12 protein-coding genes are annotated in these 12,792 nt (G+C 62.0%); 7 read left to right on the top strand and 5 right to left on the bottom strand.

Annotation, left to right across the window (positions count from 1 at the left end; translation table 11 throughout):
* Positions 1–12: 12 nt before the first annotated feature.
* Positions 13–1,191 carry an aminotransferase class I/II-fold pyridoxal phosphate-dependent enzyme gene (locus PGH32_RS16540; RefSeq protein ID WP_337894598.1) on the bottom strand — a complete coding sequence of 393 codons (1,179 nt, stop codon included), beginning with the start codon at positions 1,189–1,191 and terminating at the stop codon, positions 13–15.
* Between the two features lie 241 nt (positions 1,192–1,432).
* Here PGH32_RS16540 and PGH32_RS16535 point away from each other — a divergent pair, with 241 nt between their 5' ends.
* The 7 genes from PGH32_RS16535 to PGH32_RS16505 all read left to right on the top strand — a co-directional run bounded on the left by PGH32_RS16535 (position 1,433) and on the right by PGH32_RS16505 (position 8,791).
* Positions 1,433–2,245, top strand: coding sequence for a MetQ/NlpA family ABC transporter substrate-binding protein (locus PGH32_RS16535; protein ID WP_337894597.1), 813 nt, complete (start codon positions 1,433–1,435; stop codon positions 2,243–2,245).
* Positions 2,242–3,267 (top strand): methionine ABC transporter ATP-binding protein, encoded by a 1,026-nt coding sequence (locus PGH32_RS16530; protein WP_337894596.1) that lies wholly within the window; start codon positions 2,242–2,244, stop codon positions 3,265–3,267. The genes PGH32_RS16535 and PGH32_RS16530 overlap by 4 nt, the downstream gene beginning before the upstream one ends.
* Positions 3,260–3,928, top strand: a complete 669-nt coding sequence (locus PGH32_RS16525) for a methionine ABC transporter permease (protein WP_314417319.1) — start codon at positions 3,260–3,262, stop codon at positions 3,926–3,928. The genes PGH32_RS16530 and PGH32_RS16525 overlap by 8 nt, the downstream gene beginning before the upstream one ends.
* Positions 3,929–3,944: 16 nt before the next feature.
* Positions 3,945–4,409, top strand: coding sequence for an S-ribosylhomocysteine lyase (locus PGH32_RS16520; RefSeq protein ID WP_123331978.1), 465 nt, complete (start codon positions 3,945–3,947; stop codon positions 4,407–4,409).
* A complete protein-coding gene (locus tag PGH32_RS16515; RefSeq protein ID WP_337894595.1) occupies positions 4,409–5,170 on the top strand; it encodes an SDR family NAD(P)-dependent oxidoreductase in 762 nt (253 codons plus the stop codon). The genes PGH32_RS16520 and PGH32_RS16515 overlap by 1 nt, the downstream gene beginning before the upstream one ends.
* Before the next feature lie 13 nt (positions 5,171–5,183).
* Positions 5,184–7,520, top strand: coding sequence for a molybdopterin-dependent oxidoreductase (locus PGH32_RS16510; protein ID WP_337894594.1), 2,337 nt, complete (start codon positions 5,184–5,186; stop codon positions 7,518–7,520).
* 161 nt (positions 7,521–7,681) lie between these two features.
* Positions 7,682–8,791 (top strand): iron-containing alcohol dehydrogenase family protein, encoded by a 1,110-nt coding sequence (locus PGH32_RS16505; protein WP_337894593.1) that lies wholly within the window; start codon positions 7,682–7,684, stop codon positions 8,789–8,791.
* Between the two features lie 12 nt (positions 8,792–8,803).
* Here PGH32_RS16505 and PGH32_RS16500 read toward each other — a convergent pair whose 3' ends face one another.
* From PGH32_RS16500 to PGH32_RS16485, 4 genes are read right to left on the bottom strand one after another with little or no spacing between them, the layout of a single operon-like run.
* Positions 8,804–9,916: a M20 family metallopeptidase gene (locus PGH32_RS16500; protein WP_337894643.1), complete on the bottom strand. Its 1,113-nt coding sequence runs from the start codon at positions 9,914–9,916 to the stop codon at positions 8,804–8,806.
* Between the two features lie 5 nt (positions 9,917–9,921).
* Complete coding sequence (locus PGH32_RS16495) at positions 9,922–10,677, bottom strand: glutamine amidotransferase (RefSeq protein ID WP_337894592.1); 756 nt, start codon at positions 10,675–10,677, stop codon at positions 9,922–9,924.
* A gap of 12 nt (positions 10,678–10,689) precedes the next feature.
* On the bottom strand, positions 10,690–11,769 hold the full coding sequence (locus PGH32_RS16490; RefSeq protein ID WP_337894591.1) for a phosphotriesterase family protein: 1,080 nt from the start codon (positions 11,767–11,769) through the stop codon (positions 10,690–10,692).
* A 3-nt stretch (positions 11,770–11,772) separates the two neighbouring features.
* On the bottom strand, positions 11,773–12,774 hold the full coding sequence (locus tag PGH32_RS16485; RefSeq protein WP_205065684.1) for an ABC transporter permease: 1,002 nt from the start codon (positions 12,772–12,774) through the stop codon (positions 11,773–11,775).
* Positions 12,775–12,792: the final 18 nt, after the last annotated feature.

Genomic DNA, 12,792 nt, shown 5'->3' with positions numbered 1-12,792 from the left:
AACCCGGCAGAGTCAGCTAAACAATTTCAGTGCCGCAATCCGCTTCAGCGCCTCATCCAGCGCCTCATCGCTGGCCGTCAGGCTCAGGCGCACAAAGCCTTCGCCGCCTGCGCCAAAACCGTGGCCGGGGGCGACCAGCACCTGCGCCTCGTGCAGCAGGCGCTCGGTGAACTGCTGTGAACTGTAGCCCGCCGGCACCGGCAGCCAGAGGAAGAAGGTGCCCTGGCGGGCATCCACCGGCCAGCGCATCGCTTCCAGCGCGCGGATGGCCCGCTCGCGACGGCGGTGGTAAAGCGCCGCAAACCCGGCAACCTCGCTCTCCGGCAGATCCAGCGCGGTAATCGCCGCATCCTGCACCGCGCCAAACACCGTGCTGTAGCTGTGGCTGTGCAGCTTTTTAAACGCGCTAATCACCGAGGCGTTGCCGACGGCGAAACCAAAGCGCCAGCCCGCCATCAGAAAGGTTTTCGACATCGTATAGATCTCCACGCCCCACGCTTTCCCCTCCGGCTGCGTCAGCAGGCTCGGTGGCGCTTCCTGCGCATGGCGGCCAATCGCCGAGTAGGCGAAGTCATGCAGCAGCGGAACGTTCAGCCGCTGGACGAACGCCAGCGCATCGTCAAACAGCCGCGGGGTAGCCACCGCACCGGTCGGGTTATGTGGGTAGTTGAGCATCAGCAGTCCTGCCTCGCGGGCGACCGCTTCCGGCACGTCGGTAAAGTCCGGCAGGAACTGGTTTTTAGCGTGCAGCGGGATGCCGTAGAACCGCGCCTGCGCCTGCGCGGCCGCCGAACGGTAAATGGGGTAGCAGGGATCGGTCGAAACCAGATACTGACCGGGCGCCAGCAGCGCGCGCGGCAGCCCGGTGACGCCGATATGCGAGCCGTGGAAAACGGCAATCTCGCTGTCCGGATCCAGCGCCACGCCGTACTGGCGCTGATAAAAGCGGGCGATTGCCTGGCGCAGCGTAGGCTTACCCCAGAACGACGGGTAATCGTGGTTTTCCGGCTGTGCGGCGGCGGATTGCAGCGTGGCGACCACCACCGCCGGAGTGGGCTGGCGCGGGCTGCCGGAAGAGAGGTCGACAAGCGGGCGCTGCGAGGTGTCGATCTGCGCCGCCATTCTCTCCAGCGCGCTAAACAGATTCTCTTCTAACCGATCTAAAAGGGGCGAAGCGGAAAATACCGGCATAATACTCTCAATAAAAACGAATAATAACCGGACTATGGCATAGCCCATCAATGCATAAAATGAAATTTCCCCGCGAGTGAAAAAGTAAAACTGATAAGGATATGCAGAAATCGCAATAACGAAAAGCGGATAAGGTTAGCACAATAAAGATATTGAGCAGAATTCACTTTCGCTGCAAAGTTCTGAGTATATTGGAATGACTTATTTTTATATTCAACACTGCACCGGAGAGAGAATTTTTATGCGCAGGTCATTGATTAGCGGAGTAGTTATTGCCTTATTGTCTTCTGCTGTAGTTATTTCGACAGCGCATGCCGATGATAAATTAATTCGCGTGGGTTTTAACCCCGGCCCCTATAAAGAACAGTTTCAGAATGGCGTTGCACCATTTTTGATCAAGCAGGGATATAAAGTCGAGTATAAAGATTTCAGCGACGGTATTCAGGTTAATGATGCAGTAGCGCGGGGTAATATCGAAGCCAATATTATGCAGCACCCGGTGTACTTAAAATCGGTCAACGAGCGGCTGGGTATTGATAACGTCGGCATTGTACAGGTGCCAACCCCGCCGATGGGCCTGTATGCCGGCAAACTTAACACGCTGGATACGCCGAAACCGGGCACGGTAATCTCGGTACCCAACCAGGCGCCTAACGAATATCGCGCCCTGCTGGTGCTGCAGAGCCTCGGCTGGGTCAAGCTGAAGGCCGATATCGACCCGGCGACCTTCTCACAGAAAGCGATTAGCGAAAACCCGTACAAAATCGTGCTGAAAGAGATGGATAACGCCCAGCAGGTTCGCGCGCTGCCGGACGTTGATTTCGGGCTGATCCAGGGCAACTTCGCCGTCTCCAGCGGGATGAAATTAAGCTCGGCGCTGAAGCTGGAAACGCCAACCAGCCAGTTTATCAACGTGGTCACGGTGGCCGGGAAAAATAAAGACGCGCAGTTTGCCAAAGACATCGTGGCGGGCTACCACTCTGCCGAGTTTAAAACCTATATCACCACTCATCCGCAGTATGAGGGCTACCTGCAGCCCAGCTATTTCAAATGAGTCAGCCGGCGATCCGTTTTAACGCGGTCAGCAAAACGTTTACCCGCAAGGGAGAAAGCTTCCTTGCGCTGGATAACGTCAACCTGACCATCGATCAGGGCGATATCTTTGGCGTTATCGGTGCCAGCGGCGCGGGAAAAAGCACGCTGCTGCGCCTGATTAACCATCTGGAAACGCCCACCCAGGGCGATGTGCTGATTAACGATCTTTCGCTGCAGGGCATCGGTAAGAAACAGCTGAACCAGGTGAAAAAAGATATCGGCATGATCTTTCAGCACTTTAACCTGCTGAACTCGCGCACGGTATTTCACAACGTGGCGATCCCGCTGATCCTACAGGGGCGCGATAAAGCCTTTATCCGCGAGCGGGTCAACGAGCTGCTGGCCTTCGTGAACCTCAGCGATAAGGCACAAAGCTATCCCGATGAGCTTTCCGGCGGGCAAAAGCAGCGCGTGGGGATTGCCCGCGCGCTGGCCACCAACCCGTCGATTCTGCTGTGTGATGAGGCCACCTCGGCGCTGGACCCGCACACCACCGTGCAGATCCTGCTGCTGCTGCAGGAAATTAACCGCCGCTACGGCATCACCATCGTGCTGATTACCCACGAAATGTCGGTGGTGCAGAAAATCTGCCACAAGGTCGCGGTGATGGCCAACGGGCAGGTGGTGGAGCAGGGAAACGTGCTTGAGCTGTTTGGCCAGCCGAAAGATTCGGTCACCGCCAGCTTTGTGCAGTCGGTGATCCACGATCGCCTGCCGGAACAGACCGTGGCGCGCATCAGGCAGCAAAGCCAGAGCCGGGCGCTACGGCTGGAATTCGTGGGGCAGACCGCGCAGCAGCCGATCGTCAACCGGCTGATCCGCGAGTATCCGGTGGAGGTCAATATCCTGTTTGCCAGTATGTCCGAAGTTCAGAGCACCATCCTCGGTTTTATGATCGTGCAGATTAGCGGCGAAGCGGCGGATATCGCGGCGGCGGCCCGCTACCTCCACGAGGCAGGAGTGAAAATCAGCGATGTTTGAATTCATTGATACCGCCATCACCGGCGATCAGTTTTTACTGGCGCTGTACGACACGCTGATCATGGTCAGCATCTCGCTGGGCTTTGGCGCGCTGCTCGGCATTCCGCTGGGCATTGTGCTGGTGCTGTGCCGCCCCGGCGGCATTCTGCCGAATCGCGCGCTGCATCAGGTGCTGAACCCGGTGGTGAATATCCTGCGATCGCTGCCGTTTATCATTCTGCTGATCAGCATCCTGCCGGTTACCCGCTGGCTGGTCGGCACCACTATCGGCACCCCCGGCGCGATTGTACCGCTGGTGGTGTTTATCGCTCCCTATATTGCCCGGCTGGTGGAAAGCTCGCTGCTGGAGGTGGATGAGGGCATCCTCGAATCCGCCGACGCCATGGGGGCCAGCACCTTTCAGACCATCTGGCACTTTATGCTGCCGGAGGCCGCATCATCGCTGATCCTCGCGCTGACCACCGCCACCATCGGCCTGCTGGGTGCCACCGCGATGGCGGGCACCGTTGGCGGCGGCGGTATCGGCGACCTGGCCATTACCTACGGCTACCAGCGTTTTGATGCCTTTGCCACGCTGAGCACCGCGCTGGTGCTGATCGTTATCGTGCAGCTTTTACAGACCTTCGGCACGCGTCTGGCGCGCCGGATACGTCGCGAATAATCGTAAGGAGAACAGTATGCCAGTAGTAGAGAGCTTTACCCTCGACCATAACAAAGTCATCGCCCCCTATGTCCGGGTGGCCGGCAACGAAAAACACGCGCTGGGCAGCGTGGTGGAAAAATACGATCTGCGCCTTTTGCAGCCGAACGTGGATGCCATCCCGACCGCCGCGCTGCACACGCTGGAGCACCTGCTGGCCTTCGGCCTGCGTGAAGAGCTGGACGGGGTGATCGATATTTCCCCGATGGGCTGCCGCACCGGCTTCTATTTAATCCTGTGGGATAACCGCGACCCGAAAACCATCGCCACCGCGCTGACCCGCGTGCTGCAACGCGTGGTGGATGCCACCGACGTGCCGGCGGTTACGCCGCTGGAGTGCGGCAACTATCGCGATCACTCGCTGTTTTCAGCGAAAGAGTACGCGCGACAGGTGCTGGCGGCCGGGATCAGTACCGACGCGTTTTCCCGTCAGGTGGTGTGATGGTTGCCATCGATCTCCGCGGGCAGACGGCGGTCGTCACCGGCGGCCTGCAGGGCATCGGGCGGGCGATCGCCGAACGGCTACATCAGGCCGGTGCCAGCGTGGTGGTGGGCGATATCGCCATTGCCGCGCGGGAAACCGGCGACCGCTGGCTGTGGCTGCCCTGTGATATTGCCCGCCCCAAGCAGGCGGGCGAACTGATTGCGGCGGCGCAGCAGCAGTTTGGCGGGGTGGATATCCTGGTCAACAGCTGCGGCGTGTCGGTGATGAGCCGCATTGACGAGCTGGATGAGGCGGCCTGGCAGCGCATCCTCGACGTTAACGTTAAGGGCGTCGGCTACGCCTCGCAGGCCGCCGTCCCACTGATGAAGGCCCAGCGCTACGGCCGCATCATCAATATCGCTTCGCAGGCGGGGAAAAACGGCTATCGCCTGATGGGGCAGTACGTCGCCTCTAAACATGCGGTGCTGGGTTTAACCAAGGTGGCGGCGATTGAACTGGCCCGCGACAATATCCTCGTCAACGCCGTGTGCCCCGGCATTGTCGAAACGGCGATGAAGTGGCGCGAGCGGGAGCTGGGCGGCGCACTTCGCGGCCTGACGGCGGAGGAGATCTATGCCGAAGACTGCTCGCAGGTACCGCTGGGGCGCACCGCGCAGCCGGAGGACGTGGCCAACGTGGTGCTGTTTCTCGCCAGCCCGCTCTCCTCTTATATGACCGGCCAGGCGATTAACGTCACCGGCGGTATGACCATGCACTGATCCGGAGCGCTTTATGAGCCAGCAGGCCGAAGCCGATAAACGACTGACCGTGACCCACTGGGGTACCTACCGGGTAACCACCGATAACGGCGTGCTGACCGCCGTCGACCCCGTCGAGTGGGATCGTAACCCGTCAAAGATTGGCTTCTCGCTGCCGGGTGCGGTGCAGGGCAACAGCCGCGTGCGGCGGCCGGCGGTGCGGCTCAGCTACCTGCAGGGCAAACCGGCGAATCGCGAGGGGCGCGGTAAAGAGCCCTTTGTGGAAGTGAGCTGGGAGCAGGCGCTGTCGCTGGTGGCCGGGGAGCTGCGGCGGGTGAAAGATACCCACGGCAATCAGGCGATTTACGGCGGATCCTACGGCTGGTCGAGCGCCGGCCGTTTCCACCATGCGCAAAGTCAGCTGCACCGCTTCCTCAATCAGTTTGGCGGCTACACCGCCAGCACCAATACCTACAGTATCGCCGCCGGAGAGCGCGTTTTACCGCATATTCTTGGCGATCTCGACGATCTTCAGCGCCAGCACACCCACTGGCCGGTACTGGCCGAACACTGCGAGCTGTTTGTCGCCATTGGCGGTCTGCCGCTGCGCAATGCTCAGGTGAACGGCGGCGGGGCTAACGATCACGCCCTTGACCACTGGCTGCAAACCCTGCGCGCCAACGGCTGCCGCTTTATTAACGTTAGCCCGGTGCGCAACGATCTGGCCGCCGTTCGCGATGCCGACTGGCTGGCTATTCGGCCCGGCAGCGATACCGCGCTGCTGCTGGCGGTTTGCCAGGTGCTGATTGCCGAACGCCGGGTGGATCGGGACTTTATCGCCCGCTGTACGGTGGGCTTTGAGCGCTTTGCGGCCTACGTGCAGGGTGAGGACGACGGCGAAGCCAAAACCCCCGAGTGGGCGGCGGCCATCACCGGACTGGAGGCGGAAACGATCCGCCAGCTGGCGCGGCAGATGGCGCAGAAGAAAACGATGATCAATATGGCATGGTCGGTGCAGCGTGCGCGGCAGGGCGAACAGGCCTACTGGGCGCTGGTGGCGGTCACCGCGCTGCTCGGGCAGATCGGCACTCCCGGCGGCGGTATCGGCTTTGGCTACGCCTCCACCAACCTGGCCGGAGCCGAACGGCGGCGCTTTTCCGGCCCGCGCATGCCTGCGGGCCGCAATGCGGTCAGCGCGCGCATTCCGGTGGCACGTATCACCGATATGCTGCTGCACCCCGGTGAACGGTATGAGTTCGACGGCCAGACCTTAACCTACCCCGATATCCGCCTGATCTACTGGGCGGGCGGCAACAGCTTCCATCATCATCAGGATCTGAACCGACTGATCGACGGCTGGCGGCGGCCGGACACGGTGATCGTTCACGAGCAGTACTGGACCGCCCAGGCTAAGTTCGCCGATATCGTGCTGCCCGCCACCACTTCGCTGGAGCGGGAGGATATCGGCAGCGCCAGCAACGACGGCTTTATGATCGCCATGCGCCAGCATCTGCCGCCGCTGGCGGAAGCACGCGATGATTACGCCATCTTCAGCGCGCTGGCCGACAGGCTGAATTTTGCCGCGCAGTTTACCGAAGGACACAGCGCGCGCGGCTGGCTGGAGAAGATTTACCAGGATTCCCGTCCGCGAGCGGCAGAGGAGGGCATTCAGCTGCCCGACTTCGACACCTTCTGGGCGCGGGGCAAGCTGGAGTACGACCGTCCCGGTGAGCCGCAGGTGCTGCTGAAAGCCTTTCGTGACGATCCCGAGGCCGCACCGCTGTCCACCCCGTCGGGGAAAATCGAGCTGTTCTCCGCCGCGGTGGCCGCCTTCGGCTACCGCGAAGCGCCGGGCCACGCCTGGTGGGATAAGGAAGAGCAGGGGGCACAGCAGGCGCTGCGCCAGCGCTGGCCGCTGCATCTGCTTTCCAGCCAGCCGCGCACGCGGCTGCACAGCCAGTACGACCACGGCACCGTCAGCCAGCAGACCAAAATTAACGGCCGCGAGCCGCTGTGGATGCACCCGCAGGACGCCGCCGCACGCGGCATCGCCGAGCGCGACATTGTGAAGGTGTTTAACGATCGCGGCGCGCTGCTGGCGGGGGTGCATCTCACCGAGGATATCCGGCCCGGCGTGGTGCAGATCTCCACCGGTGCCTGGTACGACCCGCTGAACGCGCAGGAGAACCGCTCGCTGGATAAACACGGCAACCCGAACGTGTTAACCACCGATATCGGCAGCTCCCGGCTCGGCCAGGGCAGCACCGCGCAGACCTGCTTTGTAGAGATCGCCCGCTTTAATGAACCGCTGCCGGCGGTGACTGCCTGGCTGCCGCCGACGTTTGTGGCCTGGGCCGGCGAGACAACTTAGCCACGTAGCCAGTAGCGTTGCCCGACAGGCCCACCGCGCTGATATTGTCCACTGCATGGCACGTGCATCGCCGGTCAGTGTTCTCGTGCTGCGGGTCGCATCGCGCAATTGCCGCTGGTGTATGTTTCCAGTCACAGATTTTATTGTCATCGGAGGATGCCATGAGCACAGATCAACCGCTATCAACGCCCGCGCAGTTCACCATCAAGTCGCCGGGCAACTACCTTCAGCAGCCGGGCCTGGTTCATCAGGTCGGCGAGCGCATTCGTCCGCTGGTCGGCCATCTGCGCATTCTTACTTCGCCGCAGGCCTGGCGGGCGGTGAACCCGGCGCTGGAAGAAAGCCTGAACCGGGAAGGCCTGCGCTGGCAGGTAGAGTTTTTAACCGGCGAATGTACCGATGCGGCCATTGCGCAGTTTCGCCACAACCTGCTGGAGCAGGGGGCGGAAGGCATTCTGGCCATCGGCGGCGGGCGCGTGCTGGATACCGCGAAGGCCGTTAACGATGCGCTGGGCGATCGTCAGCTGATTGCGCTGCCAACGCTGGCGGCCACCTGCGCCGCCTGGTCGCCGCTGGCGATTATCTACAACGACGAAGGCGGCCATCTCGACAGCCGGGCGCTGAACGCGATGCCCGCGCTGATCCTGGTGGACAGTGAAATTATCGCCCGCGCCGACGTGCGCTTTCTGCGCTCCGGCATTGTCGATGCGCTGGCGAAATGGGTGGAGTTCGATCCCTGGCAGCGGCACAACCCGCACCACCTGGCGCTGGAGGTGAAAGTCTTGGCGGCCAGGCAGGCGTACGATGCGTTTCTGCACTGGGGCGAAGAAGCGGTAGCGGCGAATAAGCAGCAGCAGGTGACGCCGGCGCTGGAGAAGGTGATTGAGGCCAGTATCGTGCTGGCAGGATTAGCCAACAGCGTGCGCGGCGAACTGGATACGCCGGGGCTGGCGCACGTCATCCACGATACGCTGACCCATCAGCCGGAGCTGCACGACTGGCTGCACGGTGAAAAAGTCGGGTTCAGTCTGCTGCTTCAGTCGCTGGTGGAATACGGCCAGCCGGATGCGCAGCTGCTCTCCCTGCTGAAAATCTACCGCAGCCCGCTCAGGCTGCCCGCACTGGCGGGGGAGAGATCGGCCCGCATCGCGCAGATCGCCGCCGATATCCAGTTCCCACAAAAGAGCCTGAGCGGACTGCCGTTTGCCGTCACCGCTGAGGCGCTGCATCGGGCGCTGCAGGCGACCGAGGAGCAGGACTTCGCAGCGTAACCGGCAGCGGCACTAATCCATCCAGTCCTGAATGATTTCCGCGTACAGCTGCTCCGCCTCAGCCAGTCGGCTGAGCAGGCAGTATTCGTCGGTCTGGTGCGCCATCGACGGCTCGCCGGGGCCGAGAATAATGCAGGGCGGATTGCCCAGCGCGGGCAGCAGCAGCGAGGCATCGGTAAAGTAGGGCACTACGCGCGCCGCCAGCGGCGCACCGTGCAGCGGCTGGCAGCGATGATACACCTGGCGGATCCAGGCGTGGCGCTCTTCGCTCAGCACCGCAGGCAGATCGACCAGCGTGGTGAGGGTGACGCTTTCGCCCAGCAGCGCGCCCAGCCGTTCGCGAATAGTGGCGTGCTGAAGGTTTGGCGCGCTGCGGATATCGACATCAAACCGCGTGCGGTCCGGCACCGAGTTAATGTTCAGCCCGCCCTCAATGCGCCCGACGTTCAGCGTCGGCTGCTTCATCAGCGGATGCGGCGCACCCGGCGAGAAGTGGCGGATCTTGCCCAGCGCATCCGCCGCCAGGTAAATTGCGTTAATCCCCAGCTCCGGCATCGCGCCGTGGGCGGTTTTTCCCCGCGTTTCGCAGCGCAGCCACAGCGCGCCTTTGTGCCCGATAACCGGATAGTTGGCCGTCGGCTCACCGACGATCAGCGCACCGATCTCCGGCAGTTCACCGACCTCGATCAGCGCCCGCGCACCGTCACAGCCGGTTTCCTCCCCGCCGGTGATCAGCAGCACCGCGCCGCGCCCGTTAAGGATTTTCTGGCGGTGCTGAACGCAGGCAACGGCAAACGCCGCCACGGCGGCTTTCATATCGCTGGATCCGCGCCCGTACAGACGATCGCCGTCGATCTGCGAGCCAAAAGGATCGTTCTGCCACGCCGCGTTGCCGAGCGGCACGGTATCCAGATGGCCGGTAAACGCCAGCGGCCTGCCCGGCGCGTTACCGGGCAGGCGGGCGACCAGATTGCTGCGCCCCTCGCCGAATGTCGTCAGCGAAACCTCAAAACCGCGTTCGCTGAGCCACCCGGCGAAAAACCGCATGCAGTCGGCTTCATTGCCCGGCGGGTTGATGGTGTTAAAGCCCAGCAGCTGCCGGGCCAGTTCAACCGTGCTCTCCACTGCCATCAGCCGCGTTCCGTCAGCCAGTCGAGGCAGTTCACCCACAGCTGGCGATAGCCCGGCCATTTGGCAAACTCTTCCGGCAGCCAGTGGGCGGACATGTCGCTGGTCCACACCAGCGAGCGGCCCTGCTGGTACTCGCGCACCGCCAGCAGCGGATGCCCGGTGCCGGCCACGGTCGCCAGCAGTTTACCCTCGGGGTGCATTTCCACCTCGTTATAGCCCAGCAGCCACGGCCATTCGCCCGGAATGTCGTTAAATACCGCGTGCGATTCGGTGACCTCGGCATAGCAGCCTTCCGGCGTTTCGATGCGGTCGTCCCAGGCCAGGCAGCGTACCGGCAGCACTTTCTCCACCGCCGTATTACGGTAGCGCGCGCCGCCGTTGATCCCCTGGAAGCTGAAATAGCCGCCGATCATCATCAGCGAGCCGCCGTTAGCCACATAGTCGTGCAGCAGCGTCAGGCGGTTGGCGGTGCGGCGGCTTTTCAGCCAGGTGTCCGGGTGCAGCAGCAGCGTGTTGGCACCGATATCCGACAGGATAATCGCATCCCATTCCGCCAGCCCTTCCGGCGTCAGCGGGAAGTCGGTGGCCGCCGCGTGGGCGGGCATATAGGTGATGGCATAATTGCTGTCCGCCAGCGCGGCCAGGAAGTCGGTTGCGCCGTTGTGCCAGGTGGCAGTCGCAAACTGGTCGAAGCCTTTCACGTGTACCGAGGTGCTGGTCCAGGATTCACCCACCAGTAAAATTTTCTTCTTCATCTGTTTTCCTTTTTATCCGCCAAATACCCGCTGGGGATTACCGATCATTAAGGTTTCAAGTTGTTCACCGCTGACGCCGTGGCGCTTCAGGCGCGGGACAAAATGCTTAAGAATGTAGCCATAGCCGTGGCCGCCGTAGCGGGTCAGCATGGTTTTCAGGAACACGTCCTGCGACAGCAAAATCTGCTGGATAAACCCGTCGTCAATCAGCTCGCGAATGGCGCGGGCGTTCTCCTCGTCGGAAGGCGACTGCGCCGACTCGTCGGCGTAGTAGTAGCTCATGCCGATCATGTCGTACTCCAGGAACGCGCCGCGCTGCGCCAGCTCGCGCTGATAGCGCTTGTCGGCAAAGCTCGGGTTCATATGGCACAGCACCGTATGGCGCAGATCGGCCCCCTCCTGCTCGAGGATATCCAGCACCTTATGCCCCAGACGCTCCCAGCCCGGCAGATGTACCTCAATCGGCACGCCGGTGGCCGCGCTGGCCCGGCCCGCCGCCCGCAGGGACTTCTCTTCATCCGGCGTAAAGCGGCTGGAGATGCCGATTTCGCCGATCAGCCCGGCAATCACCTCCGGCTTCTCTTCCGCACCGCCCAGGTCGTAGATCAGCTTTTCGGTCAGCTGCTCCACGCTGGTGGTTTTCACCCACTCGGGGTGCGACGGCTCCAGATACAGCCCGGTGCCCATCACGATATTCAGCCCGGTAAGGCGCGAGATGCGCTGCAGCGCCTTCGGGTCGCGGCCAATGCCGATGTTGGTCGGGTCGACCACCGTTTCCCCGCCGAGGGCGCGGTATTTGGTCAGCTCTTCAATCGCCAGATCGGCGTCAAACAGCTGGCAGTTATCGCGGCTCATCAGCGGATTCAGCGACAGCTCGCCGAGGTTTTCCATCTTCACCGGCATCTCGGCCATGTGGCGATCGCTACAGCAGCACGGCGGTACCCACTTGCCGGAGGCATCCAGCAGGATGTGCTCATGCATCAGCGTTACGCCCATCTCAGCAATCGGCAGCGGGCCGAGCACCGTCATCACATAGCCGCTGCTGACGCCAACCGGCAGCGGATGCGGATGGCGAAAAATTGATCCTTTCATCAGCTATCCTTTCGCCGCAGATCGCGTGGGGTTGAGAATACGGGTGTTCAGCCAGATGGCCAGCAGGATAATGGTGCCGGTGGCAATCTGGGTGTAGAACGGCGAGATATGCGACAGGATCAGCCCGTTCTGGATAACCGCAATCGACAGCGCGCCCAGCAGCGTACCGATAATGGTGCCGAAGCCGCCGAACAGGCTGGTGCTACCGAGGACCACGGCAGCAATCACCTGCAGCTCAAAGCCTTCCCCCTGGTTAGATGAACCGCTGCCGAGGCGGGCGGTGATAATCATCCCGGCCAGCGCGGCGGCCATGCCGCTGATGATATAGACCTTCATCGTGGCGGCTTTGGTGTTAATTCCGCTGCGGCGCGCGCCCTCGGCGTTGGCACCGATGGCGGTGACGTAGCGGCCAAAGCGCATATGATTGAGAACAAAATGCCCGACAATCAGCACGATAATGGCGATCAGTGCGGGCATCGGGATCCCCAGCACCCAGGCGCGGCCCATCAGGGTAAACAGGCTGTCTTCAGGGACGGGAATCGAATAGCCCTGGGTGACCAGCAGCGCAATCCCGCGTACCACCGCCAGGGTGGCGAGAGTGACGATAAACGCCGGTATCCCTTCGTAGGCGATGAAAAAGCCGTTGATCGCGCCGACCAGCCCGCCGAGCAGCAGGCCGCCGAGCAGTACGACCGGCCACGGCAGCCCCCAGTTGTTCAGGGCGATTGCCGATAGCGCACCGACCAGCGCGAGGGTGGAACCGACCGAAAGGTCAATCCCGCCGGTGGTGATCACCAGCGTCATGGCGGTGGCGACGATCAGCAGCGGCGCGCTCTGGCGAACGATGTTCAGCCAGTTGGTGCCGGTGAGAAAGTTACTGGTGATCAGCGAAAACACCACGCAGCAGAAAACGAAAAACAGTGCGATGCTGACCACGCCCGAGTGGTTATGCAGCAGGCGGCGCGGCAGCGAGTGCTGGATCATGCGGGAGCTGCTTAAGTTCATGATACTCATCCTGTTACC

This window comes from Erwinia sp. SLM-02 (assembly GCF_037450285.1).
Classification (GTDB): domain Bacteria; phylum Pseudomonadota; class Gammaproteobacteria; order Enterobacterales; family Enterobacteriaceae; genus Erwinia.
The sequence above is the reverse complement of the archived record's forward strand: the minus strand, read 5'-3'. Positions and strand labels throughout refer to the sequence as shown.